Below are 24,761 nucleotides of genomic sequence, written 5' to 3'. Positions count from 1 at the left end.
TCCCTAAACCGAAAAATGAAGAAGTTTACTGTTTTAGGCCTTACACTGCTTTCTGCCCTTGCCTTTTCCCAAAAAAAATGGACATTGCAGGAATGTGTTAGCTATGCCCTGGAAAATAATCTACAGGTTATTCAAAACACGTATAATACTAAGCTTCAGAACAATACGCTTCAAATTGCAAAACGGGAATTCCTGCCTTCGGTTTCGGGAAGTATAAACAACACAGCATCTTTCGGCCAGGGGCGCGATGTTTTCGGAAACACCAACCGGAATGATAATTTCAGCAACAGCGCAAGCGTGGGCGCCGACATTTTGCTATTCAACCACGGACGGCTGGAAAAAAACATCAGAAAAACTGAATTCGACGTAGAAGCTACGCAGCAGGATCTGGAAAGGATAAAAAACGATATTTCGCTACAGATCGCACAGCAATATTTATCGATCCTTCTTAACAAAGAAATCGGGAAAATTGCCGAAAGCACCCTGCAGAATGCAGATAAGCTTTATCAGCGGGCGAAAATCACCACAGAAGTCGGCACCACTGCGCGCACCGTTTTAGCCGAAGCCGAAGCAACGCTCGCCCGCGAAAAACAAAATGTTAAAACTGCAGAAATCAATACAGACCGCAGCCGGTTTGCCTTGGCCATGCTTTTGCAACTCCCGGATTACAAGAATTTTGATGTGCAGGAAGTTCCGCTTGATAATATGGTGAATGCACCGCTTTTTTCGGCCGAGAACATCATCGACAAAGCTTATGAAAATCAGCCACAGATAAAAGCCGCCGAAGCAAGGATAAAATCTGCCGAAGCACAAACCGAAATTACGGAAACCGCTTTCTGGCCTACCGTTTCAGCAAATGCCGGAGTCGGAAGTTCGTACTTTTCTTTGTTTAATGCCGGCACAGACATCAATGGAAATAAAATCAGACAAAGCGGTTTTTTCAAGCAGTACAAAGATAATTTCGGGCAGCAGGTTGGTGTCGCAGCCAACATTCCCATCTTTAACAAAGGAATTACCAGGATCCAGGTTGAGCAGGCGAAGATCAATGAAGATATTGCCAAAAACGCTCTGGCCCAGCAGAAGCAGCAGGTTCTGCAAAATGTGCAGCAGGCACAGTTTGATGCTGAAGCCAATTACGAAAACTATGTGGCAGCGGCGGAAAGTGCCAGGAGTGCCGAACTCGCCCTGGATTTTGCCGAGAAAAGTTTTGCTGCCGGCAGGTCCACAGTTTATGATCTGAACAGCGCACGGAATAACTACGCAAACGCCCAGGGTTCTGTAGCTCAGGCGAAATACAACTATCTGTTTAGTTTAAAGCTGCTTAATTTCTACGCCGGAATTCCCTTAACTCTATAAATTTCATACATTCACACTATCGGTAATTGTATATATTTAATGGTTATCATTTCCTAATGTCGATTCAGCTGCTTCAAAAATATTTGCCGGAAAACACTTTGCTTTATCTGAAGAAGTGGTTTGGTGTTCATTCCATCCACATTAAAATCACAAGAGGCCGCAATTCAAAACTGGGTGACTACCGCAAAATGCCGGACAGATCGCATCAGATCACCATCAATTCAACGCTGCAACCTTATCTTTTTTTCTTTGTGCTGACACATGAGCTGGCGCATTTACTCGCTTTTGAAAATTTCGGGCACAGAATTTCACCACACGGAGCAGAATGGAAAGTGACTTTCCGCGATATGCTGCTGGAAAGCCTGCCGGCTTATGAAGATGAACTCAAACCGATTATCCTGAGGTTTTCAAAAGCACCAAAAGCCAATTTTATGTCGAGTCCGGAATTAGTGCGCTATTTCCACATCGAAAATTACGAAGATGAGAGTAGTTATATTGAAGATTTGACTTTGCAGGACCGCTTTATCTACCGTAAACAGACATATGTCATAGATGAAAAGCGTAAAAAAAACTATCTTTGTACGAACCTCGGGACCGGAAAAAAATACATTTTCAAACCACTGGCCCGGGTAGAAAAAATAAACTAAACATGTCTAAATCAAATAATTACTGTGTCATAATGGCAGGTGGTGTCGGGAGCAGATTCTGGCCGCTGAGCACGCAAAAATACCCGAAACAGTTTCAGGATATTTTAGGAACCGGCAGAACGATGATTCAGCAAACCTATGACCGGATCTCGCAGATCATTCCCGCAGGAAATATTTATGTAATTACCAATAAAGAATATGTGGCGCTTACGGAGCAGCAACTTCCGGAGCTGAATCCGGAAAATATCGTGGGCGAACCGATGATGAAAAACACCGCGGTCTGCAATCTGTATATGGCAAAAAAAATTGCCGACATAAATCCTGACGCCACAATTATAGTTCTGCCCGCAGATCATCTCATCCTAAAGGAAAACATCTTTCACCGCAAAGTAGAACTCGCCCTGGATATCGCGGAAAAAAATGACTATTTAATCACCTTGGGAATTACGCCTACACGTCCTGATACTGGTTTTGGCTACATTCAGTTTGTGGATAAGAACAAGGCAGAATACTTTAAAGTAAAAACCTTTACAGAAAAACCGGATCTGGAAATTGCGCAGACCTTCCTGGAAAGCGGTGATTTCCTGTGGAATGCCGGAATATTTATCTGGAATGTAAAATCCATCCTGAGTGCTTTTAATCTGTATCTGGAAGATATGTCGCAGCAGTTTGATGGTTGCGAATATAACGGTGCGGGCGAAGAAAGCTGTATTGAAGGCATTTACCCGAAAGTTTCCCGAATCTCAATAGACAACGGAATACTGGAAAAAGCCGCAAATGTCTACGTAATCCCGGCAGATCTGGGTTGGAGCGATCTGGGAACATGGACTTCGGTATATGAAAATGCGCACAAAAATACGGATAAAGATGCGGTGAATTCGCGGCATATACTAACCTATAATTCCAAAGGAAATATGATCCGCCTGAAAAATAAAAATAAAGCCGCCATCATCGATGGGCTGAAAAACTATATCGTGGTTGATACCGAGAAAGCATTGCTGATCTGCCCGAGAGATAATGACCAGCTTATAAAAGAATACGTGCAGGATCTGAAAACCTTAAAGAAAGGCGATAAGTTTTTGTAAAAACCAAAATTACTTAAAGTGAAATTTTCGCGATAATCTGCTGAACGCTAAGTTCTTCCAGGCACGCCCAATCGCCACGGTAACAGGGAACATCGCCAAAAACCGAGCATGGTCTGCAGGTCAGATCTTTTACCTGCACTACGTCGTTGGGATTTTGGCCGTATCCCAAAAAGCCGGCGTACGGATGAGTGGAACCCCACACAGATACACAGCGCGTACCTACGATGCTTGCGAGATGCATATTTGCCGAATCCATTGAAATCATCAGTTCAAGCTCCGCAATTTTCTGAAGTTCCTCCTTTAAAGTGAACTTACCCGCCACATTTACCGTATTACGGAGTTGGTGTGACCACTGCTCTAAAATTCCGACTTCAGTTTCGCCACCTCCAAACAGGAAAAGTTTGTGTTTTTCCGAAAGGATCTTCGCCACTTCAAAAGATTTTTCCAGCGGCAGCATTTTCCCTTTGTGCTGTGCAAACGGCGCAAAACCGATTCCTTCTTTCTCTGTTTTAATGGTTCGGTATTCGTGGGAAAGTGTTACGGGAAATCCGGCCGACCGAAACACATTCGCGTAACGTTCGGTATTGTGTTTCAGCGGTTCTTTTTCGATATTCCAGATGTCGGTAAGATGTTCCTTACTTTCCTTGCCTTTGTTTATTACCGAAACCTTGTAGCCTCTTTTCCTGAAGATCCCGTCCAGGATCTTTGTACGTATCACATCGTGCAGGTCGGCTATTATGTGGGGATCAAATTCTTTGATCAGCTCCTTTGCAAGTTTCCGGATTCCTAAAACGCCTTTGTAATCGTCGATGTTTACGCCTTTGAATAAAAGATTCGGAATACCTTCAAATAGGTCTGCAAAATTACTTCGGGAGACCAGAACGATCTCCAGCCCGGTATTCTGTTCCAGAAGCTCGCGGAAAACCGGAACGGTCATTGCGACATCGCCTAAAGCAGAAAAACGGTATGCTAAAATCCTCGTCACTTTTTCAGTTGGTAAGCTACTGCGTAGAATTTGATCTGTTTGGTCATTGCCATAAGTCCGTTGGCACGTGAAGGCGATAGAAATTCCTGCAGACCGATCTGTGAAATAAATTCGAAGTCAGAGTCCAGGATTTCCTGCGTAGTATGACCGTTGTAAATAGAGACCAGAAGCGAGATGATTCCTTTCGGCAAAATCCCATCGGAATCGGCATTAAAATAGAGCTTCCCATCTTTGAATTCGGCATCGATCCAAACTTTGGACTGACACCCTTTTATAAGATTGGTTTCCGTTTTTTTATCCTCGGGCAAACCTTTCAGTTCTTTTCCAAGATCGATAATATATTCGTATTTCTGTTCCCAATCCTCTAGAAAGGCGAATTCTTCTACTATTTCCTGCTGTTTTTCTTTGAGGGTCATTTCTTTAAATTCTTGCTGCAAAGATAAGAAAACCGATTTTAGAAATTCCCGGCAGTCACTTTTTCAAAGAGTTCCAGAATGCGCGGTTCCTCCATTTCCCAGCAAAATTCTGCTGCGGCTTTATTTAATGGACCTTCGTAAAAAGGTTTGCCGTTTGCCAGCACGAGGTTTATCTTTTCTGCCAGTTCATCATAATTTCCAATCTTTTCGCCCACTCCGAAGTTATCAACCACTTTTCGCATTTCGGGGAAATCCGAAACGATGACCGGAATTCGGGCCTGGATATAATCCGACACCTTATTGGGCATTGAATAAAAATAACTGAGTCCCTGATTTTCTTCAATACTTAAACCTGCATCTGCCAGTCGGGTAACTTCACGAAGCTTATCCGGCACGAGTTTGCCCAGGAAGCGCACTTTATCCTGCAGATTCAGGGCTTGTACCAGATCGAGATATTCTTTTTTCTTAGGTCCGTCCCCAGCGATCCACAGTTCCGCTTCAATATTGGCCATCGCGGGAATAATTTTATCCAACCCGCGAAACGGATTGATTACACCCTGATACATAATTACTTTGGTAGAATTTGGATTATTGTGATCCTGTGGACTTGGCCTTGATTCGGGAAAATTCTGCACGACTACCGGCCTTGCAATATCGTAAGTGCGCTGGAACCAGTCGGCGTAACTTTCGCTGGCAGCCATCATATATTTAAGTTTTGGAACCGTGAAGGATTCCAGGGACCGCCAGATCTTTTGAGTAAAGCGGCCGTTCAGTGACGGCATTTCCGTAAAGATTTCGTGACTGTCGAAAACCAACGGAATATCAAGTTTCCTGGATACCATATAGTTCGGCAGCAGCGTGTCGAGGTCATTAGATAGAAGAATGGAATTTTTGTCTGCGGCCTGCAGGAGTTTCCGGTAAAGTTTCCACTGAAATTCCACATAAGCGTAACGTAGAATTCTGCTTTGAAGATGAAGTCTACAAAAGGGATACGGCCGGTCCATTTCCGGCGAGCCACCCCAGTCGTTACCGATGAGTTCTATGTTGTAACCGCCTTTTTCAGTTAATGTTTTACAGACTTTTTCTACGCGCTGGTCTGTAAATAAATTATTGAAAACGCTGACGATCACTTTCATGGCAGAAAATTACTTATTTTTTACCAAATGATAGATCTGAATGAAACAGAGTATGGCATTAGGAATGATAATGGGCCAGATATAGCTGTCGGGAACACTGAAAAATCCAAAAACTACAAAACAGATACAGCCGAGAAGATTGATAAACCGGATCTTTTTAATGTCTTTTAAAACAAAACTTAAAACAATAAAAAGCGAGGCTGCGTAACCTATGTAATTTGCGATTTCGGGATTCATAAAGGTATATTTTTAAGGGACACAAAATTACCGCTTTTAGTCGAGATATACTTATTTATTCATGCCATAAAGTCCTTATTTTGTTTTGGTAAAGTATTTGTAACTTTGATTGGAGACTGATTAATCAGTACTTTTATTTACAAATAGATTGAGACAAAAATATGGATCATAAATTTTCAAATGGCTTGGACCTGGTGTTCAAGAACAGTAAAAACGAAGCACGCCGCCTGCACAGCGAGTTTCTGAATACAGAGCATTTCCTGCTGGGAATGATCAAGGCAGACAATTCTGCCAAAGATATTCTGCAGTCGCTTGGTGCCGATCTTACACAGATCAAAAGAAAAATCGAAACCATGTCGGTAGCGAGTTTAAACCCGTTCTCCGCCGAAACAGAGAAGATCTCCTTTACAAAAATGGCAGATCTTGCCGTTAAGAGGTCGGAGTTGGAGTGCCGACAGTATCAAAGTTCCGAAATTAATACCGTACATCTTTTGCTTGCGATCTTATATAAACCCGAAGATCCTACAACCAATATTTTAAGTTCTTATGATATTGATTACGAAAGTGTGACCAAAGAATACCGCACCATGCTCAAAAATACAGGACAAAATCCTAAAATGAGCGCGTACGACGACGATGAAGAACGGGAGGATTTCGGGCAGATGCGCAAACCTACAGGAAATCTGGGTACCGGAAAAAGTAAAACGCCTACGCTTGATAACTTTGGGCGCGATCTTACTTCGCTCGCAAGGGACGGCAAACTGGATCCTGTGATCGGGCGTGAAAAAGAAATCGAACGGGTTTCGCAGATCCTTTCGCGCAGAAAGAAAAACAATCCACTGTTAATTGGTGAACCCGGCGTGGGTAAATCTGCAATTGCGGAAGGACTTGCTTTGCGTATTCAGCAGAAAAAGGTTTCCCGCGTGCTTTATGGCAAGCGTGTAATTACTTTGGATCTTGCCAGTCTGGTTGCAGGTACAAAATACCGTGGCCAGTTCGAAGAAAGAATGAAGGCAATAATGACGGAACTCGAAAAAAACAGAGATGTCATTCTGTTCATTGATGAGCTGCACACAATTGTCGGGGCCGGAAGTTCTACCGGAAGCCTGGATGCCTCCAATATGTTTAAACCTGCTTTGGCACGTGGTGAAATTCAATGCATTGGTGCAACTACGCTCGATGAATACCGACAATATATCGAAAAAGACGGTGCTCTGGAGCGAAGGTTTCAAAAAGTAATGGTGGAACCTACCACTGTTGAGGAAACTGTACTGATACTGAATCAGATCAAGGATAAATACGAAGATCACCATAATGTAACCTACACCGACGAGGCTGTTTTGGCTTGCGTAAACTTAACCGCAAGATATATTACCGACCGTTTTCTTCCGGATAAAGCCATTGACGCGATGGATGAAGCGGGTTCCCGGGTTTATATCAAAAACATGAAGGTACCTTCCGAAATCATTGAGCACGAAAAGAAAATCGAGGAAATTACCGACCTGAAACAGAAGGCTGTTAAAGCGCAGGATTATCTGGAAGCTCGTAAACTTAAAGATGAAGAGGAACGCCTTCAGATTGAACTGAACATCGCGCAGGAAGCCTGGGATAAGGATGTGAAGGAAAAGAAAGAAGTGGTAACCGAGGAAAGTGTGGCAGAAGTAGTTTCCATGATGAGCGGAATTCCCGTGACCAAAGTCGGCAAGAACGAACTCGACAAACTCTCCAGCATGGATGATAAGCTGAACGGCAAGGTGATCGGACAGGAGGATGCGGTGAAAAAAGTGGTGAAAGCCATCCAGAGAAACCGCGCCGGACTGAAAGATCCGAACCGTCCGATCGGTACATTTATATTCCTTGGAACCACCGGTGTCGGGAAAACCGAGCTCGCCAAAGTGATGGCGCGTGAACTTTTCGATTCCGATGAAGCTTTGATCAGGATCGACATGAGCGAATACATGGAGAAATTCGCCATTTCCCGTCTTGTCGGAGCGCCTCCGGGATATGTTGGTTATGAAGAAGGTGGTCAACTGACTGAAGCTGTACGGAGAAAACCTTATGCAGTAATCCTTCTGGATGAGATTGAAAAAGCGCACCCGGATGTATTCAACATATTGCTGCAGATCCTCGACGAAGGTTTTGTAACGGATTCTCTGGGTCGAAAGATTGATTTCCGAAACACGATCATCATTCTGACCTCCAATATCGGAACCCGCGACATCAAGGATTTTGGTGATGGAGTTGGATTCGGAACCACCGCGAAAAAAACAGGAAGCGATTCCCGAGCAAGAAGTACAATTGAGAATGCGTTGAAAAAAGCTTTTGCACCGGAGTTCCTCAACAGGATTGATGACATTGTCATCTTCAATAACCTAAGCAAAGATGACATCACCAAAATTATCGACCTGGAACTTGGCAAACTTTATACCCGTCTGCAGAAACTCAACTACAACGTTCAGCTTACAGATGATGCCAAAGATTTCATCGCAGAAAAAGGCTGGGACAAGGATTTTGGTGCGAGACCGCTTAAACGCGCAATCCAGAAGTATATTGAAGACCTGTTGGCAGAGATGCTCGTAAACAGGGAACTTGCTGAAGGTGAAACTGTAGTTTTAAAACTCAATGAAGCCAAGGACGGCCTGGAAGGTGACAAACTGAAAAAGAAACAGAGCGCTAAATAAGCGCCTAGGATAAACCGAAAACCCTGTCTAATGCTGGCAGGGTTTTCTGTTTGTTTTATCTTAATACGTCTGAAATCATTAGTAAGAAACGCCTCCCGACGGAAGCGTTTCTTACTTAAAACTTATTTCTTTTTGGATTTTACCTTATCGCCTTCGTCTTTCAGGAAAGGATATTTTTGCTGCATATCTTCCAGCAGATTAGGATCGAGTTCCAGCGCTGAGGCCAGAGCGGCACGCCCGGCTTTCTGGTTGTTCATATGGAAATAGCAGTTACTGAGCTGGTAAAAAAGCTCTGCACGGTTATGCATTTTGGTAGCTTTATTTAAAACAGTTACTGCATCCTCATATTCACCAAGCAACATCAGCACTTCTGAGTATGCGTACCAGTTATAAAACCGCGTAGGTTCGTAATCGATCAAAGTTTTCAGACAGATTAAACTTTCCTCAAACCTGCCCGAATCTATATAAAGAAAGGCAAGTCTTTTCTGGTAATCCAGATTATTATCATTCAGCGAAACCGCTTCCTGCGCGAAATGCAGCGCCTCTTTCATACCGCCCATTTCTTCGTACACGAAGGACTGTTCCATCATCGACAGATAAAACTGCGGATCATCGCGCACCGATTTTTGAAAAGCGTTCAGGGCGTGAACCCACTGCTTGTTTTCTTTATAACAGAGACCAATTTTGTAATACGTAAACGATTTGGTATACTCCAGTTCCAGCATTTCCTCATAGACCGCAATGGCTTTCTGCCACTCGCCCATTGCCTCCAGACAGGCGGCTTTGTTGGCGTACACACCCACAGACTGCGGATTGATAGCGATCAGATAATCAAAACCTCTGATTGCTTCCTCATAATTTTTTCGGTTGAAATAAAACTGACCGTACTCATACCAGGCGGTCTCAGAAAAGGCAAACTGATCCAGATAGCCATTCAGAAACTCAATCGCTTCATCACTTTTCTGCAGCTGATTGTAGCAGAACATGATATTTTCCAGCGCGTATTCATCCTGCTGGTCAAAACTCAGCGCGAGTTTATAATGCTTAACAGCGTTAAAAGGATCTGCCAGGTTCACATGCTCATCTGCAATAAAATTGTGCAGAAAATTTTCTTCTTCGTGAAGTTCGAGCGCGCTTTCGCAGTATTCGATCGCCCGGCGCGGATTCCCAAGATTTGAGTAATACTTGGCACAACAAACCAGGAAATCAGTACTTACCATAGAAGCTTCCTTCAGTTCCTGCATCAGTTCGCGGGCCTGCGTATAATTTTCGAGCTCCAAAAGGACCTCGAATTTCTTAATTTTTATTTCTAAAGAGTTCGGGTGGAGTTTCAGCGCGTAATTTGTCGCCGTCTCCGCAAAGGAAATGTCGCCCATTTCCAGGTAGTAAATAATGATATCTTCATATTCTTCGGTCTCGAAGTAGAATTCATCATTATTTTCGATCATTTCTTCGAACTTTGCTACAAGTTCGTTGTCAAAAAATTCTTCCAATATATTGTCTGCCGTGATCAGCAAAGTTTGAACTTACCTTACAAACTTCGAGGAACACTATTTTATTAAACTATTAAAATTACTAAAAATCCGATTAAATCAAACTTTTAATTTTTAGGATCATCTCATCAGCCAAACTATCTGCTTCCTGCTGCGAGAAAGCTTCGGTATAAATTCGGATGATAGGTTCGGTATTCGACTTGCGCAGATGTACCCAGTTATTTTCAAAATCAATCTTCACACCATCTACCGTAGAAACCTTTTCATTTAGATACTCATTCTGCACCTTTGTTAAAAGTGTATCAACATCAATATCCGTCGTAAGTTCAATCTTTTTCTTTCCCATAAAATACGACGGATATGTGGCCCGCAGTTCAGAAACGGTTTTTCCTTCTTTGGCCAAATGGGTTAGAAATAAAGCCACACCAACCAGCGAATCTCGGCCGTAGTGCAGTTCCGGATATATGATTCCACCATTTCCTTCGCCACCGATCACCGCATTTTTTTCTTTCATCAATGTCACTACATTTACTTCACCGACCGCACTGGCAAAATATTCGCAACCGAGTTTCTCTGCAACATCGGCCAAAGCCCGGCTGGAGGACAAATTAGAAACGGCAGCGCCTTTGGTATGGCGCAAAAGATAATCAGCAACTGCAACCAGGGTATATTCTTCGCCGAAAAGTTCGCCATTTTCATCCACCAGTGCTAAACGGTCAACATCGGGATCAACCACGATTCCTAAATCAGCCTTTTCTTTCTTTACAAGTTCGCAGATATCACCAAGATGTTCTTTCAGCGGTTCGGGATTGTGCGGGAAATTACCATTGGGTTCACAGTAAAGTTTGATCACCTCACAGCCAAAATGTTCCAGCAGCTGCGGAATTGCAATACCACCGGTAGAATTCACAGCATCAACCACCACTTTGAATTTTTTTGCTTTAATGGCTTCGGCACGTACAAGTGGCAGATCCAGAATTTTCTGAATGTGAATATCGAAAGCATCGTCGCGCGTTTCGTATTTTCCTAAACTGTCGACTTCAGCGTAATCGAAATCTTCACTTTCTGCGAGAGCCAAAACCTCAGCGCCATCTTTTCCTGTAATGAATTCCCCCTTTTCATTGAGGAGCTTCAGTGCATTCCACTGTTTTGGATTGTGCGAAGCTGTAAGAATGATGCCACCGTCTGCGTGCAGTTCAGGAACCATTACCTCAACAGTTGGTGTGGTAGAAAGTCCCAGGTCTACCACATGGATCCCAAGTCCCTGCAAAGTGGCGCAGACCAGTGAATTAACCATGGACCCGGAAATTCTGGCATCGCGGCCTACAACAAGTGTAATATCTTTTTTATTTTTATTGTTTTGAAGCCATGTTCCAAATGCGGAAGTAAATTTTACAACATCCAAAGGCGTTAGATTCTCATCAACTTTGCCACCAATGGTACCGCGGATTCCTGAAATGGATTTTATTAAAGCCATAAAGTTTTGTTATATTTTGAAATGCAAAAATACGAATTATATAAGGAGAAGTCCGCCAGAACATATTAGGAATATCTTTCAATAAAAAAATAAACCGGTAACCGACTTTCAGGAACAGCCGCAATTGGAATCGCAGTCGCCTTTGCCTTTTTTAAACTTTTTTAAGGAGAAGGTCTTACGGACCATTCTGAAAAGATAGTAGCCTGCAAAAAGCAAAATGACAGCGAGAATGATGTATTGCAATTCTAAAGAATTCATAATCTTAAAGTTACGAAATTTGCGGTGGAAAACAATTCTGAATAAAAAAGAGCCTTTAACTTCCGCATTCATTGTTGCAGCCAAATTCTGCATGTTTCTTTCCCTTTTTTGATGTAAATCCTCTTCTGATAATCCGGAAAAGTGAATAAGAAGCTGCTAAAACTACAGCACCAATTAAAATATACTGAAATGTGAGTGATACTTCCATTATTTCAAAATTTGATAAACAAGCAATGATGCGATATAAGCAAGCCCCGACATACCGAACAACTGTGCAAGCGTCCATTTCCAGGACTTGGTCTCTTTATATACAACGGCTAAAGTGGAAACACATTGCATGGCAAACGCGTAGAAAAACAGAATCGAAACACCTGTTGCAAAACTGTAAACTTTTTCACCATCCGGCTTTTTGTCGTTCCGCATTTTGTCTATAATCCGGCCTTCCGGTGCGTCGTCATCCAGGCTGTAAAGTGTAGACATGGTTCCTACAAAAACCTCACGTGCCACGAAGCTCGTCAGTATTCCCACGCCCATTTTCCAGTCGTAACCCAAAGGTGCAATCGCAGGCTCGATCGATTTGCCCATTTTCGCCAGGTAAGACTGAGAAAGCTTCACATCGGTAGCCACATATTCGGTCTTATTCTGCGCCGGCCCGATATAACTGAAAAACCAAATTACAATACTGAAGAGAAAGATAATTTTTCCGGCTCCCGTTACAAATTCCCACACCTTGCCAAGTACGACCTTGAAATCATAGCCGAAAAGCGGCATTTTATAAGAAGGAAGATCCATTACGAGAAATGAAGTGCCTTTGCTTTTAATGACTTTTTTCAATATCAGTGACGCCATTAACGAAGTAAAAAAACCAAGAAAATACATCGCCATCAATGCCAGTGCCTTGTAGCTGATACCAAGAAAAAATTTATCCGGAATTATGAGACCGATTATAATACTGTAAACCGGCAATCTGGCCGAGCAGGTCATAAACGGAGTGACGAGAATTGTGATCAGTCTTTCCTTTACATTTTCTATATTCCTTGTCGACATAATGGCAGGAATCGCGCAGGCTGTACCCGAAACAAGTGGCACGATACTTTTGCCATTGAGTCCAAACGGCCGCAGGAAACGGTCCATTAAGAAAATGACGCGCGACATATATCCCGAATCTTCCAGCAGATAAAGGAAATAAAGCAGAATACCGATCTGTGGTGCAAATACCATAATCCCGCCAAGTCCCGGAATAATTCCGTTCGCAATAAGCGAATTGATAGGTCCTGCCGGCAAATATGTATTGGCAAAAGCTGAGAGCCAAAGGAAAAAATCCGAAATCCAGTTCATAGGATATTCGGCCAGGAAAAACACACTCTGAAACATGAACAGCAGGATGAGGCCGAAAATGAGATAGCCCCATACCTTATGCACCAGAATCTTATCAAGTTTCTCTGTTAAAAGTTCCTTGAACTGAGGTTCCTTTGATAAAACTTTAGCGATTACACGGTCGATCGTCTGATATCTTCTGATGGTTTCCTGTGTCTGCAGCCGCTTCGGGATCAGGCATTTAACCTCATCGGAATTCATTTGGTCCTTTACCGATTCCAGCTTGCCAATATAGGTTTCCGATGACAGCAAAGTCCATACTTTATATTGGTTTTCCTCTTTAGTACCTGCCAGGATCTTGAACACAAGTCCTTTTTGTTCCAAAGGGATTTCAAAAGAAATCTTCAGTGATCTGGTAAAACTGTTCTTTGCAATTTCCTGCCGCAGTTCTTCAATCCCCTGATTCTGTTTCGCATTACTCTGCAAAACCGTGACCCCAAGTTCTTTTGAAAGCTGGTTAATGTTAATGTTGATTCCCCGGCGCTGCGCCTGATCGATCTGGTTGACCACCAGCAAGATTGGAATGCCGAGATCCTGGATCTGCTGAAAAAGCAGCAAACCCCGTTTCATACTTAGAGCTTCCAGGATGTACACAACACCCGCATATTTGTGTTGCTCATCGACTAAAAATTTTGAGAGGATTGCCTCGTCTTCTGAGGTCGGATATATGCTGTATGATCCAGGGAGATCGATGATCTCTACACTCTCGCCATTGAAATCATAAAACCCCGAGTGGCTGGCGACCGTAACGCCCGCGTAATTTCCGGTTTTCTGCTGTTTGTGGCAGAGTAAATTGAAAACTGTTGATTTACCTACATTGGGATTTCCGACAAGAAGAACCTGTTTATTTTGAGAAGTTTCCTGCATTTCTTAATTCCACTTAAAAATGGTTCGCTTTACACGGCCTTTTCCACAATAATGAAACGTGCTTCTTCCTCGCGAAGTGCGATACGGCTTTTTTCGTCGCCGAACTCTATGTAGAGCGGTCCGCGAAATGGTGCCTGATAAAGTATTTTGAAGGCGGTTTCCGGCAAAAGTCCCATTTCTATGATTTTGTTGGGCATCTGCAGGTCATCATTTTCATAACCAACGATCTTGCCCGAAACATCTTTCGGAAAACAGCATAATTTGTGAGAATCTGGTCTTTTCAAAGCTAAATTTTGATGTGCAAAGATATGTTATTTAAATCAAATCTAAATAAGGTTTCGGGAAAAGTGCAGCTATTTAGTGATGAAGTCCCCGGAAACTAAAAAAAGACCATAGAAAAACCGGAAATTGTAGTTCCCGGTTTGTCCTTTTTTTTTGTGATGACTTACTTTTTTTTCGGAGCGGGCGTGTAAATTTCAATCGGATTGCTATTCGCGCCGAAAAAATCTTTCACCATTTTTTCCTGCTGTTTCAGCATATCGCCCACTGTAGTTTCACTGCCGGGCATTTTTTGGGAAAGCATTTCCGGTTTCAGCAGCGGCCGCATCGAAGCGAAAGGGTCTTTCTTGTATTCAGCATAAGTTTTCTCAAATTTCTCACGGCTGACTTCCTGTACTTTGCCGCCATCGCCACCGGGTGATATTGATTCCAGAAAGGTAGCTTCGCTGTAGTTCGGCACTTTTTTATTGCCCTTCAGTTCCCAGGAATAATTTTTACCTTCATCTTCAATTTTCACGATAAGGCCCGGCAAACCGTGGAATTTATAAGGGCCGTCCTGCAGTGGAATATCGCTGGTAAACCAGGCTGTCCATTTTCTGCCGCCAAAATCTGTGGTTGCTTTCTGGGTATTATAGCTGCCGATTTTTTCTTTTTGGTTTAAGATCTTCCAGTTGAATTTGCTGTCATCATTGTAACCGATATTCAGCGGAGTAAAGCCGCTGGAGATTCGCTCCACATACTGCACTTTCATATCCGGATAAAACTTGTAAATCTTTTCCCCAAATTTGGGCATGGTTACCATTTTCGAGAAATCCTTGAAAACGCCTGATTTCTGCATCTGCTCAAACTGGATCTTCAGGGTAGAATCCTGGGCAACCATAGTATAATCACGGTAAATCGATTTGTCTTTGGTGATGTCGAGGATCGTCATCACTTTATCCAAACGTGCGGAATCCTGTTTTGGTTTAAAAGTGAGTTCATAAAAGAAGCGGTTGGCTGTCTCCTGTGCATTTATTGCGAAAAATGCGGTTACTAAAAACAGTGTAAATAATTTTTTCATTTTCTTGAGGTTTAATCATTGGTAAACAAAACTACTTATTTGTTACAGATCTGGGGTTTGGTTTTAGAAAAAAATAACTTTTATTTCCGTAAGCAGTGGAACATTTATATCTTTATTAAAACAAAAAATAATGGAAATTATACCGCTTTTAAAAAAAGAGTTTCGGGACGAATACGAAACCACCAAAAAGTTCCTCGTAAGTTTTCCTACGGATAAAAACGACTATTCGCCACACCCGAAAAGTATGAAACTTATGCCGCTCGCCACACATATTGTCGAGATTTTTGGCTGGCCGGAATTTATAATGAAAAATGAAAATCAGAATTTCGAACCGGGCGAATATCAGCCTTTGCTTTTAACATCAGGTTCGGAACTGCTTCAGAAGCTGGAGGAATCTTATCGCAAAAGCAGCCAGACACTCGACAACATGCAGGAAGATGAGCTGGAAGGCAGATGGTCGATGAGTGTTAGCGGCAAAGTGATTTTGGATCTCAGCAAATATGAGGCAATTCGCCACGCACTCAGTCAGATCATACACCACCGCGCGCAGCTGGGAGTTTATTACCGGTTAAATGATATTCCGCTACCGGGAAGTTACGGTCCGAGCGCCGATCAGCAAAACGATTATTGATACTTAAGGAATCAGTTCGAGCGGATTGTTATTTTTCTGCATTTTTTCGCGGGCATTCTTTTCGAGTTCGCGCAGGATATCTTTGGGATCAGAAATTTCTCTGCCGTTCACGTTAATTTTAACCTGTGAATTCGGTTTTGCCAGGATTTCGCGCATACTTTGCACCGGATCGTTCGCATATTGCCTGAGCTGTTTCACATACTGCTGGCGGCTGATTTCGAGCGGTTTTTTCTTTAAAAGCGGAATATCCCTGCCTTTTGTGTTCAGTTCCGGAACAGTGCTTTCGGGAATCTTTTTAATGCCTTTGAGTTCCATCTTATGGCTGCCGCTTTCATCGGAAATTTCTACGATCAAGCCCGGTAAGCCTGAAAATTTGTAAGGTCCGTCCTGGATTGCGATATCGGTGGTGAACCAGGCGGTCCAGTTGCGGCCGGCAAAATGGGTACGTGCTTCCTGAACAGCGAACTCGCCCAACTTCTTTTTCGCCGGTAAGATCTGCCAGCTGATCGGGCGGTCCTCCGGCACTTCATAAGTGTCGTTGCCAATATTAGTAATCAGTGTGGTTTTGAATGCCGGATACGTTTTTGTGATCTCATATTTAATTTCGCCACCGCTGGACTGTCGCGAAACAGAAATACGCTGCATCCCGGCTTCCATTTGTTTTTTCACGCTTTCCGCTACGATGGAATCGCTCTCAAAAGTGCTTTTGCTGTAATATTTAGAACCATTTTTATTGATGTCCAGATACATCCATTCTTTTTTCAGGCTGTCGGTTTTGGTAGAATCTGGGCGGTAGGTATATTCATAGATCACCCTGTTCTGTTGAGCGAAAACCATTAAGCCAAAAAATAAAGAGAAGGCAACTAATATTTTCATCATTAAAAATTATTTGAAATTAAATTTGACAGTAAACATCACCTGACTAGGGCGGATCTCGATATTATTGCGAACCGTTGAAAAATAAGTGGTGTTATAACTGATGGTTTCGTATGTTTTCCTGTTGGCGATATTCAGCCATTTTACTTCGAAATCAATTTTCTTTTTTGACCATGTGTATTGGTAAGAAAGGTCATAGAAAGAGTTTCGAAGTGTCGTATTCCCCTGGGAAGTCGAAATATCATCCCACACAAAACCCAGCGTATGATTTTCGAGCGGGTAAAAGAAGACATTCAGATTATGGTTCCAGCCGCTGTTTTTATTTACGTTATTTCGGTAATCGTCGCGGTTCTTGTACCAGTTCAAAGAGATATTATAATCCAGGCTCATCCACGAAAAGTAAGTATTGTTGAATTTAAAGGCAAAGCTCTGGGTATTGGTTTTGGTTTCGATCAGATTATCCACCAGGTTCTGATCCACCAAAATGCTGAAGGAATTCGAATCGCGGTTGGTAAAAGTCGCCGACGCATTGGTTTTAAATTTCGGGAAATACTTTCCGATTTCTGCACCTTCGCTCTGGGAAAAATTCGTGTTATCCACATATTCCAGACTTGTACTGGAAGCGCCCGAAGCAAACAATTGCGACCTGGAAATCAGGTTTTTATTGATGCTGTTGTAGGAATACCGAATATTAAAAAATAAATTATTCAGCGGATTTCTGTACTCAAGGCGCGAAGCGGAATTAAGAGTCCTGTTTTCCGGCAAAAGCCCACTGTCGCGATAGTTCAGTGATTTCGGATTGGTAAGAATTCTGCCATCGTACACCGAACCGAAATCGCCGAAATTATAATTTAAGGAAGCAAAAGTCCAGAGTTTCCAAAACGAGGCAAAATCGAAACTTCCCCAAAGATTGGGTTCAAATACAGTTTTGGCGATCTCGGAGTCTTTCTGTCGGATCAGATCCTTGTAATCGATGCTGTAGAAGTTCAGCGGTAAGGTAAAGTTCAGATTCAGCGCGGAACCTTTATAATTGAAACCAACCTGAGTGTACGGATTCAGCTCATTCCATTCCAGGTGGTTTTGAAACGACTGGTTCAGTAAAACGCGGTCACCATACAGCTGCGAATTCATATCGTTCAGCGTTAGATTTAAACCAATTTCCGGCGTCATTGTCCATTTCTTATAGGAAAAGCCAACCAGCGCGGAATGGTTTGCTGTTAATGTCTTTAAAGAGATCTGCTGATCGAGCCGGTCGAAATGTTTTGTGGTCTGCGAAAGCGAATCAATTTGAGCATCGAGATCGAAAAAGTTCTGGTTGGTTGCCGAAAGGGTTTGCCGGTCTTTCTGGTACGAAAAATAACTCATCACATTTACCAGTTTTTCCTTCCATGGAATAATTGTACTCAGGGAATTCTGAAAAATCCCGGTTGGCGAAGTCAGACTTTCATCAAGCAGAATATTTTTAAGATTTGGATCCGGCACCGCTAAATTGTATTGTGTAGCCGAGTTTCCACGGTCATCATTCCAGAAACCGTTCCAGGTCGTGGTATTTTTAAAGAAACCTTTTTTTGCATTCTTAGTAAATATGATCTCCCCTTTTGCCGCATTGCTGTAAAATTTATTGGATTCTGTGGTGGTGACTTTTCCGGCGGTGAAGAAATCAGTATCGAGTTCGTACGTAGTTTCGCGCGTAGATTCCCGCGAGATCGCATTGTTGGTATAACTGGAACTCGCTTTTAATTCCCACTCTTTATTTTTAAACGGATTCACCAAAACATTCGCAGAAAAAAAGTGAACGTTGTTCATCAGGTATCTTTTCTCGGGCAGATCCGGTGTCGCCGCATTATCAACACTCAGCCAGCGGTTTGGTGCGGCTTGGGCGCGGCGGCCTTCCCAGCGGGAACCAAAACTCAGCAGGTTGCCTTCCTTCTCCACACTTTCGCCGTTGTTATTGGCTTTGTAATTGACTACCCACTGCGTCTTGGGGCTGAAAAACATCGGCGTAACTTTCACATTCCACAGAAGCGGATCCAGACCTAAACCAATTTCTCCCCGGCCAGTGGTGGTGATTCCTTTTTTAAGTTTTACATTCAGTGCGGCATTTTCCGAGGGAACTTTATCCTGCAGAATTTTTACAGGCTGGTGATTTTCCATCACTTCCACTTTCTGCACGGCATCTTTAGGCAAAGAATTATTGATGGTTCCGTAGCCGCCTTCCATCAGATCTTTCCCGTTCACATAAAATTTATTGATCGGTTCACCCTGGTAGAGAACGGTTCCGTCGGGATTTACATCGATGCCGGGAATTTTCTTCAACACATCGGCCAACGTCCGGTCGGCTTTACTTTCAAAAGCTTTCAGATCATAGGAAATGGTGTCGCCTTTTTTGGTAATAAGTTTTGTTTTCAGCTTTACTTCTTTAATTTCCGTAGCATCCGGTTCTAAACTAAAGTTTAAGGTTTGAGTCTGATTTTTAACCGTGCGCGTCAGTGGCTTTTGATTAAAGGCTTTGATTTTTAAATCCACATTGGCTTCCGGCGAAGTAAAGGTCACTTTAAATTCCCCTTTCGAGTTCGAGATGGAGAAAGCCATGATCGCATCTTTGCCCTGTTCCTCAATGGTCACACTGGCGCTTGCCACAGGATGCCCATCGGAATCGGTAATCCTGCCGCTGATCACGGACTGAGCGTACGACATCATCACACAAAAAAAGGCGAAGAAAAAAAGTAACTGTTTTTTCATAAATGTTTTAGAAATTAGTATAAAATTCAGCTTCTTTGTTACATTCTGAGCGCTTTGTGCAGCTCACGTTTTTATGATGACGCAGAAATGTACTTCCCTTTTTCGCACGCAGAATTCTTTTTTGTTATTTTTGTGACTAAGATTTACGAATATGGGACTTCATTTAACGCCGATCGATGTGGTGGAAGACATCACCAAAGAAGAATTCCGGGAGAAATATCTGATTCCGCGGAAACCTGTTGTTCTGAAAAATATGGCAAAAAAGTGGCCGGCCTACCAGAAATGGACCATGGACTATATGAAGGAAGTGGTAGGCGATGTAGAAGTTCCGCTTTATGATTCTTCAAAAGCCGATCCCGCCGCACCGATCAATTCTTCAGCCTCAAAGATGAAGTTTACAGATTACATCGACCTCATACAAAGGGAGCCGACCGATCTGCGCATCTTTCTTTTTGATCCTATAAAATCTGCACCGAAACTGCTGAAAGACTATATCTCACCAAAAGATCTGATGGGCGGTTTTCTGGATAAATTCCCGAATATGTTTTTCGGTGGCAAAGGCTCCGAGACCTTTCTGCATTACGATATCGATATGGCGCATATTTTCCACACCCATTTCAACGGCAGAAAACATATTTTACTTTTCGACAATAAATGGAAGGACCGGCTTTACCAGATTCCATACGCCACGTATGCTTTGGAAGATTATGATATTTCAAATCCCGATTTCGAAAAATTCCCGGCGCTGGAAGGCGTAGAAGGCATTGAGTGTTTCCTGGAACACGGCGACACCTTATTTATGCCGACAGGTTGGTGGCATTATATGCGCTATCTCGACGGCAGTTTCTCGATTTCGCAGCGTGCGTGGGATAAATCGTGGGCGGTAAAAGCCCGCTCGCTCTGGAATCTTACCATACAGCGGAACATCGATAACTTTATGAAAGGCCGTTTCAAAAACAGATACATGGACTGGAAAGAAAAATTAGCTATAAAACGCGCCAATTACGCACTGGCAAAAGGTTTACCGAAATAACAAAAGCGCTATGGAAAAATTTTCTAAAGCGCTTTTCTAATTTACTTGTGTTTGCGATAAGCCTCCGTTGAGTAAAGTGCGAGAAAAATCAGAACCGGCTGGAACAGAAGTCTTATAAATCTTTTGGTATCAGTATCCAGTCCGAAACCATCGCGGTGTTCCAGGTATTGTGCAATATTTCCCGGAAACACCATTACATAAAACAAAGCGAGACACCATCCGACCCATTCCTTATATTTTACTAAAAATATCATGGCAAGGCCAAGCAAAATTTCTGCTGCGCCCGAAAGCACAACGGTGAGATCTTTGGACAAAGGGATCCAGTCCGGAACCTGCGCCTGAAAAGTTCCGCGCGCAAAAGTAAGATGACCGGCACCCGCAAAAAGCATAAAAAGACCAAGTGCAATTCTGATTAAATTTTTCATGTGCGGCGATGTGAAAATTCCCTACAAAATCCGGTAGATCGGGTATAAACCAACCGTATTCTCATAATAATCAGAGTGCTTGTAAATCCAGTCGAGCTGTGCTTTACCATTTTTCGCAAATTCAGGATCTGCTGCTTTCTGCAGTTCAAATGCAGTTCTCAAAACCTGATCATTCTTTAAGAGATCTGCCGCTGTATCCTCAAAAACATAATCGGAATAATATTCTTTCTGTCCCAGAATTCCATCGAAGAAATTCCAGTTGAAGAAAGAATCCACGGCTTCGGGCTCCAGAGTTTCGAGCAGATATTTTACACCGTTTTGCTCCGTAGGAACAATGTAATCGCCTTGGCGGAACTGTGTCATTTTCATCCCGGATTTCACCTGAGTGTCGTAGTGCAGGTAATGTCCTTCGTAGGGACTTTTTACCGTCTTGAAATCCGCGATCCTGTACTGCTGCACATAAATGGTCGAGTCCTGCTGGATTTCCTTCATTGAAATATGATTCCGCTTTAAATAGTCCAACACTTTTCTTTCAGATTTCGGGACCACGTAAAAGGTGGGAATTGTAATTTCCCTGGTGGGAATATATTCATTATAAAATTTCACTTTTCGGGTAAATGGTTTCGCGCGGTCATAAAACAAACGGTCCTGACCGGAAACGCCACTTGGTTTTTGCCCGGCTTCATATCCCTTGAAATCAATCAGTTGGTATTTAGAACTGTCGACTTTCCACTGAACAGGATATTTCATTTTTGGCTGGACTTCTTTTAAACTTTCGGCCATTAAGCTCCGGATCTCAGTTGCATTTTTTTCTGTATAATTAATGGCGCCCAACATATATTCATACGTCGCACGAACCCTTTCTTTGTAGGGTTTCAGCATGTGAGTTTCTGCCACGGTTCCCAAAGTGTTGAAAAGTGTGGTGTAACCCGTTGCATATCTTGGTGTATCCATAAAAGCGGTGAAACCTTCGTCCGGCGAATCACCGTGGATGTTCACATAAGGTGTGGCAAGAATTCCTTTTTCTTCAACTTTCTGAAGGATGGCGGGCTGCATTTTTCCGTTGAAATACGTTCCAAGATCTTTTCCGAGTCTTTCTTTATTGGTGGATATGTAGGTGAATAAATATTGATAGTCGGCACCGTTAGAAACGTGATTATCAATAAAATATATCGGTTTAAAATGCTGGAAGATCTGCTGGAAAGCTTTTGCATTTTCGGTATCATTCTTAATGAAATCGCGGTTCAGATCGTAGTTTCGGGCGTTTCCGCGGAAACCGTATTCTTCCGGTCCGTTCTGGTTGGCGCGGCTGAATTTTCCCCGCCTCAGCATACCCGAAATATTGTAGGCTTCAACCGCAACAATCTTCAGATTTCCCGCAGTGATTTTTCCTGTAGCGAAGTCGCGCATCATCATCATAGTCGCATCGATACCGTCGGGTTCACCGGGATGAATTCCGTTGTTGATCAGTATTGCAGGCACATTTTTATCTTTTGAAGCGTTGAAAATAACGACTTTGACCGGTTCACCATTATCATCAGTCCCGAAAGATTCTACGGTAACTGTTTTAAAATTTTTGGCGAGATCATCATAATACTTCACCATTTCGGCATAGGTCGTGGTCTGGTTGCCGTTGCCTTTTTCGTAGGGTGTAGGAAAAGATTTCTGAGCATAAGAAAATGCGGAAACAAAAATAAAAAGTGCGGAGAGCAGTTTCATGGAATAAATTTCTACGAATTTAAATAAAAAATTCCCGAATAAATTCAGGAATTGATTGATAGTGAGGGTTTGGAAAAAACCGAAAATCTGCAGCCCGGCTTGAGTGAAGCTCTCCGCCGCGGCGGAAGCGGGAACGGAAGACGGAAAAAGCTGCCCAAATAAAAAAATTAATCGTTCAGCTTCAGCACCGCCATAAATGCGGATTGCGGCACCTCTACCCGACCGATCTGTTTCATTTTCTTTTTTCCTTCCTTCTGTTTCTCCAACAGTTTACGTTTACGGGAAATATCGCCACCGTAACATTTTGCGGTCACGTCTTTTCTTAAAGCTTTTATGGTTTCTCTGGCAATGACTTTAGCCCCCAAAGCCGCCTGGATCGCGATATCAAACTGCTGTCTCGGGATCAGTTCGCGCAGTTTCTCGCACATTCTTTTTCCGATATAGTAAGCGTTGCTGTCGTGGATGAGCGACGACAGTGCATCGACCATATCGCCGTTGATGAGGATGTCCATCTTCACCAGTTTGGACGCGCGGAAACCGATGGGATGGTAATCGAAAGATGCATACCCTTTGGAAATGGATTTCAAACGGTCATAAAAATCGAAAACCACTTCTGCCAAAGGCATGTTGAAAACAAGTTCTACACGGTCGGCGGTTAAATAACTTTGATTCACAATCTCGCCTCTTTTTTCGATACACAACGTCATCACCGGACCTACATAATCGGATTTGGTAATAATAGACGCTTTGATGAAAGGTTCTTCTACCCGGTCCATCGTCATTGGGTCGGTCATTTCCGAGGGATTGTTGATCAGGATCATTTTCTCAGGTTCACGCTTGGTATACCCGTGGTAGGAAACGTTGGGAACCGTGGTGATCACGTCCATATTGAATTCGCGGTCCAGTCTTTCCTGTACGATCTCCATATGCAGCATGCCCAGGAATCCACAACGGAAACCGAAGCCAAGTGCGGCAGAACTTTCAGGTTCGAAGACCAGAGAAGCGTCGTTGAGTTGGAGTTTTTCCAGTGAGAAACGCAGTTCCTCAAAATCTTCGGCTTCAATCGGATAGATTCCGGCGAAAACCATCGGTTTTACTTCCTCGAAACCTTCGATCGGTTTTTCGGCGCCTTTCTCGAAAGTGGTGATGGTATCGCCTACTTTCACTTCGCGGGCGTCTTTGATCCCTGAAATGATGTAACCTACATCGCCGGTCATTATTTCTTTCTTCGGTAACTGTTTCAGTTTTAACGTTCCTACCTCATCGGCTTCGTACATTTTTCCGGTCGCCATAAATTTGATGCGCTGACCTTTTTTGATGCTGCCGTTGACGACTTTAAAATATGCCTCAATCCCGCGGAAAGGATTGTAAACCGAATCGAAGATCAAAGCCTGCAAAGGCCCGCCTTCATCGCCGACAGGAGCGGGAATTTTTTTTACGATGTGTGCCAGAAGTTCATGAACTCCTTCGCCGGTTTTGCCGGACACCCTCAAAACATCTTCGTATTCGCAGCCGATCAGGTTCATGATCTCATCGGTGACTTCCTCCGGATTTGCGGACGGCAGATCGATTTTATTAAGAATAGGAATGATGGTCAGATCATTTTCCAGCGCGAGATACAAGTTGCTTATCGTCTGAGCCTGAATACTTTGTGCGGCATCTACAATAAGAAGCGCACCCTCGCAGGCGGCGATCGAACGCGAGACCTCGTAGGAAAAATCCACGTGTCCCGGTGTATCGATCAGATTAAGTACATATTTTTCACCATCAACCTCATAATCCATCTGTATAGCGTGGGATTTAATGGTGATGCCGCGCTCTTTTTCCAGGTCCATATCATCCAGCGTCTGGGACTGTAATTCCCGCTGGGTGACGGTTCCGGTATATTCTAAGAGACGGTCAGCCAGGGTAGATTTGCCGTGATCGATATGTGCAATAATGCAGAAGTTACGTATATTTTTCATTAAAAGTTTGCAATTCG

Annotated in this window: 22 protein-coding genes; 6 read left to right on the top strand and 16 right to left on the bottom strand. The window is 43.1% G+C overall.

Going from position 1 to position 24,761, the window contains the following annotated elements; genetic code table 11:
- The first annotated feature begins 15 nt into the window (after positions 1-15).
- Genes H562_RS0107170 through H562_RS0107160 form a run of 3 tightly spaced genes read left to right on the top strand, consistent with a single transcriptional unit; the run spans position 16 to position 3,088 of the window.
- Complete coding sequence (locus H562_RS0107170) at positions 16-1,356, top strand: TolC family protein (RefSeq protein WP_027376877.1); 1,341 nt, start codon at positions 16-18, stop codon at positions 1,354-1,356.
- Positions 1,357-1,412: 56 nt separating this feature from the next.
- Complete coding sequence (locus H562_RS0107165) at positions 1,413-2,003, top strand: SprT-like domain-containing protein (protein WP_027376876.1); 591 nt, start codon at positions 1,413-1,415, stop codon at positions 2,001-2,003.
- Between the two features lie 2 nt (positions 2,004-2,005).
- Positions 2,006-3,088, top strand: a complete 1,083-nt coding sequence (locus tag H562_RS0107160; RefSeq protein ID WP_027376875.1) for a mannose-1-phosphate guanylyltransferase — start codon at positions 2,006-2,008, stop codon at positions 3,086-3,088.
- A 13-nt stretch (positions 3,089-3,101) separates the two neighbouring features.
- Here the strand turns inward: H562_RS0107160 and H562_RS0107155 are convergent, their stop codons facing one another.
- From H562_RS0107155 to H562_RS0107140, 4 genes are read right to left on the bottom strand one after another with little or no spacing between them, the layout of a single operon-like run.
- On the bottom strand, positions 3,102-4,073 hold the full coding sequence (locus H562_RS0107155; RefSeq protein WP_027376874.1) for a glycosyltransferase family 9 protein: 972 nt from the start codon (positions 4,071-4,073) through the stop codon (positions 3,102-3,104).
- Positions 4,070-4,489, bottom strand: a complete 420-nt coding sequence (locus H562_RS0107150) for a SufE family protein (protein ID WP_027376873.1) — start codon at positions 4,487-4,489, stop codon at positions 4,070-4,072. Before H562_RS0107150 ends, H562_RS0107155 begins: the two co-directional genes overlap by 4 nt.
- Before the next feature lie 38 nt (positions 4,490-4,527).
- A complete protein-coding gene (locus H562_RS0107145) occupies positions 4,528-5,625 on the bottom strand; it encodes a glycosyltransferase family 4 protein (protein WP_027376872.1) in 1,098 nt (365 codons plus the stop codon).
- Positions 5,626-5,634: 9 nt separating this feature from the next.
- Positions 5,635-5,862: a hypothetical protein gene (locus H562_RS0107140; protein ID WP_027376871.1), complete on the bottom strand. Its 228-nt coding sequence runs from the start codon at positions 5,860-5,862 to the stop codon at positions 5,635-5,637.
- A 161-nt stretch (positions 5,863-6,023) separates the two neighbouring features.
- Between H562_RS0107140 and H562_RS0107135 the strand changes: the two genes are divergently transcribed.
- Positions 6,024-8,543, top strand: a complete 2,520-nt coding sequence (locus tag H562_RS0107135; RefSeq protein ID WP_027376870.1) for an ATP-dependent Clp protease ATP-binding subunit — start codon at positions 6,024-6,026, stop codon at positions 8,541-8,543.
- 122 nt (positions 8,544-8,665) lie between these two features.
- Here the strand turns inward: H562_RS0107135 and H562_RS0107130 are convergent, their stop codons facing one another.
- From H562_RS0107130 to H562_RS0107100, 7 genes are all read right to left on the bottom strand, one after another.
- Entirely contained in the window at positions 8,666-10,036 is a 1,371-nt protein-coding gene (locus H562_RS0107130; protein ID WP_027376869.1) for a tetratricopeptide repeat protein, read from the bottom strand.
- A gap of 94 nt (positions 10,037-10,130) precedes the next feature.
- Positions 10,131-11,513, bottom strand: a complete 1,383-nt coding sequence (glmM, locus tag H562_RS0107125; RefSeq protein ID WP_027376868.1) for a phosphoglucosamine mutase — start codon at positions 11,511-11,513, stop codon at positions 10,131-10,133.
- A gap of 108 nt (positions 11,514-11,621) precedes the next feature.
- Positions 11,622-11,771 (bottom strand): hypothetical protein, encoded by a 150-nt coding sequence (locus H562_RS15685; protein WP_169463266.1) that lies wholly within the window; start codon positions 11,769-11,771, stop codon positions 11,622-11,624.
- A gap of 55 nt (positions 11,772-11,826) precedes the next feature.
- Positions 11,827-11,979, bottom strand: coding sequence for a hypothetical protein (locus H562_RS15625; protein WP_156831975.1), 153 nt, complete (start codon positions 11,977-11,979; stop codon positions 11,827-11,829).
- A complete protein-coding gene (gene feoB, locus H562_RS0107110; protein ID WP_027376867.1) occupies positions 11,979-14,015 on the bottom strand; it encodes a ferrous iron transport protein B in 2,037 nt (678 codons plus the stop codon). The genes H562_RS15625 and feoB overlap by 1 nt, the downstream gene beginning before the upstream one ends.
- A 29-nt stretch (positions 14,016-14,044) precedes the next feature.
- Complete coding sequence (locus H562_RS0107105; protein ID WP_027376866.1) at positions 14,045-14,299, bottom strand: FeoA family protein; 255 nt, start codon at positions 14,297-14,299, stop codon at positions 14,045-14,047.
- Positions 14,300-14,460: 161 nt separating this feature from the next.
- Complete coding sequence (locus tag H562_RS0107100; RefSeq protein WP_027376865.1) at positions 14,461-15,354, bottom strand: GLPGLI family protein; 894 nt, start codon at positions 15,352-15,354, stop codon at positions 14,461-14,463.
- Positions 15,355-15,484: 130 nt separating this feature from the next.
- Here H562_RS0107100 and H562_RS0107095 point away from each other — a divergent pair, with 130 nt between their 5' ends.
- Complete coding sequence (locus H562_RS0107095) at positions 15,485-15,985, top strand: DinB family protein (protein WP_027376864.1); 501 nt, start codon at positions 15,485-15,487, stop codon at positions 15,983-15,985.
- A gap of 3 nt (positions 15,986-15,988) precedes the next feature.
- Here the strand turns inward: H562_RS0107095 and H562_RS0107090 are convergent, their stop codons facing one another.
- Together H562_RS0107090 and H562_RS0107085 are read right to left on the bottom strand one after the other, a co-directional pair.
- Positions 15,989-16,864, bottom strand: coding sequence for a GLPGLI family protein (locus H562_RS0107090; protein WP_233701981.1), 876 nt, complete (start codon positions 16,862-16,864; stop codon positions 15,989-15,991).
- 6 nt (positions 16,865-16,870) lie between these two features.
- Positions 16,871-19,603 (bottom strand): TonB-dependent receptor, encoded by a 2,733-nt coding sequence (locus H562_RS0107085; protein ID WP_027376862.1) that lies wholly within the window; start codon positions 19,601-19,603, stop codon positions 16,871-16,873.
- 151 nt (positions 19,604-19,754) lie between these two features.
- Between H562_RS0107085 and H562_RS0107080 the strand changes: the two genes are divergently transcribed.
- Positions 19,755-20,636 carry a cupin-like domain-containing protein gene (locus tag H562_RS0107080; RefSeq protein WP_027376861.1) on the top strand — a complete coding sequence of 294 codons (882 nt, stop codon included), beginning with the start codon at positions 19,755-19,757 and terminating at the stop codon, positions 20,634-20,636.
- Positions 20,637-20,677: 41 nt separating this feature from the next.
- Here the strand turns inward: H562_RS0107080 and H562_RS0107075 are convergent, their stop codons facing one another.
- The 3 genes from H562_RS0107075 to lepA form a co-directional block, all read right to left on the bottom strand.
- Positions 20,678-21,061, bottom strand: coding sequence for a DoxX family protein (locus H562_RS0107075; RefSeq protein WP_034690910.1), 384 nt, complete (start codon positions 21,059-21,061; stop codon positions 20,678-20,680).
- A gap of 21 nt (positions 21,062-21,082) precedes the next feature.
- Positions 21,083-22,780: a M14 family zinc carboxypeptidase gene (locus tag H562_RS0107070; protein WP_027376859.1), complete on the bottom strand. Its 1,698-nt coding sequence runs from the start codon at positions 22,778-22,780 to the stop codon at positions 21,083-21,085.
- A gap of 167 nt (positions 22,781-22,947) precedes the next feature.
- Positions 22,948-24,744, bottom strand: a complete 1,797-nt coding sequence (gene lepA / locus H562_RS0107060) for a translation elongation factor 4 (RefSeq protein WP_027376858.1) — start codon at positions 24,742-24,744, stop codon at positions 22,948-22,950.
- Positions 24,745-24,761: the final 17 nt, after the last annotated feature.

The sequence above is a fragment of the Kaistella palustris DSM 21579 genome, from assembly GCF_000422265.1.
GTDB lineage: Bacteria > Bacteroidota > Bacteroidia > Flavobacteriales > Weeksellaceae > Kaistella > Kaistella palustris.
The sequence above is the reverse complement of the archived record's forward strand: the minus strand, read 5'-3'. Positions and strand labels throughout refer to the sequence as shown.

Coding starts and splice junctions, on each gene's coding strand:
- H562_RS0107150 (WP_027376873.1), bottom strand. CDS start 4,489: ATGACCCTCAAAGAAAAACAGCAGGAAATAGTAGAAGAATTCGCCTTT.
- H562_RS0107170 (WP_027376877.1), top strand. CDS start 16: ATGAAGAAGTTTACTGTTTTAGGCCTTACACTGCTTTCTGCCCTTGCC.
- H562_RS0107095 (WP_027376864.1), top strand. CDS start 15,485: ATGGAAATTATACCGCTTTTAAAAAAAGAGTTTCGGGACGAATACGAA.
- H562_RS0107140 (WP_027376871.1), bottom strand. CDS start 5,862: ATGAATCCCGAAATCGCAAATTACATAGGTTACGCAGCCTCGCTTTTT.
- lepA (WP_027376858.1), bottom strand. CDS start 24,744: ATGAAAAATATACGTAACTTCTGCATTATTGCACATATCGATCACGGC.
- H562_RS0107080 (WP_027376861.1), top strand. CDS start 19,755: ATGGGACTTCATTTAACGCCGATCGATGTGGTGGAAGACATCACCAAA.
- H562_RS0107075 (WP_034690910.1), bottom strand. CDS start 21,061: ATGAAAAATTTAATCAGAATTGCACTTGGTCTTTTTATGCTTTTTGCG.
- H562_RS0107090 (WP_233701981.1), bottom strand. CDS start 16,864: ATGATGAAAATATTAGTTGCCTTCTCTTTATTTTTTGGCTTAATGGTT.
- glmM (WP_027376868.1), bottom strand. CDS start 11,513: ATGGCTTTAATAAAATCCATTTCAGGAATCCGCGGTACCATTGGTGGC.
- H562_RS0107165 (WP_027376876.1), top strand. CDS start 1,413: ATGTCGATTCAGCTGCTTCAAAAATATTTGCCGGAAAACACTTTGCTT.
- H562_RS0107145 (WP_027376872.1), bottom strand. CDS start 5,625: ATGAAAGTGATCGTCAGCGTTTTCAATAATTTATTTACAGACCAGCGC.
- feoB (WP_027376867.1), bottom strand. CDS start 14,015: ATGCAGGAAACTTCTCAAAATAAACAGGTTCTTCTTGTCGGAAATCCC.
- H562_RS0107135 (WP_027376870.1), top strand. CDS start 6,024: ATGGATCATAAATTTTCAAATGGCTTGGACCTGGTGTTCAAGAACAGT.
- H562_RS0107085 (WP_027376862.1), bottom strand. CDS start 19,603: ATGAAAAAACAGTTACTTTTTTTCTTCGCCTTTTTTTGTGTGATGATG.
- H562_RS15625 (WP_156831975.1), bottom strand. CDS start 11,979: ATGGAAGTATCACTCACATTTCAGTATATTTTAATTGGTGCTGTAGTT.
- H562_RS0107100 (WP_027376865.1), bottom strand. CDS start 15,354: ATGAAAAAATTATTTACACTGTTTTTAGTAACCGCATTTTTCGCAATA.
- H562_RS15685 (WP_169463266.1), bottom strand. CDS start 11,771: ATGAATTCTTTAGAATTGCAATACATCATTCTCGCTGTCATTTTGCTT.
- H562_RS0107070 (WP_027376859.1), bottom strand. CDS start 22,780: ATGAAACTGCTCTCCGCACTTTTTATTTTTGTTTCCGCATTTTCTTAT.
- H562_RS0107160 (WP_027376875.1), top strand. CDS start 2,006: ATGTCTAAATCAAATAATTACTGTGTCATAATGGCAGGTGGTGTCGGG.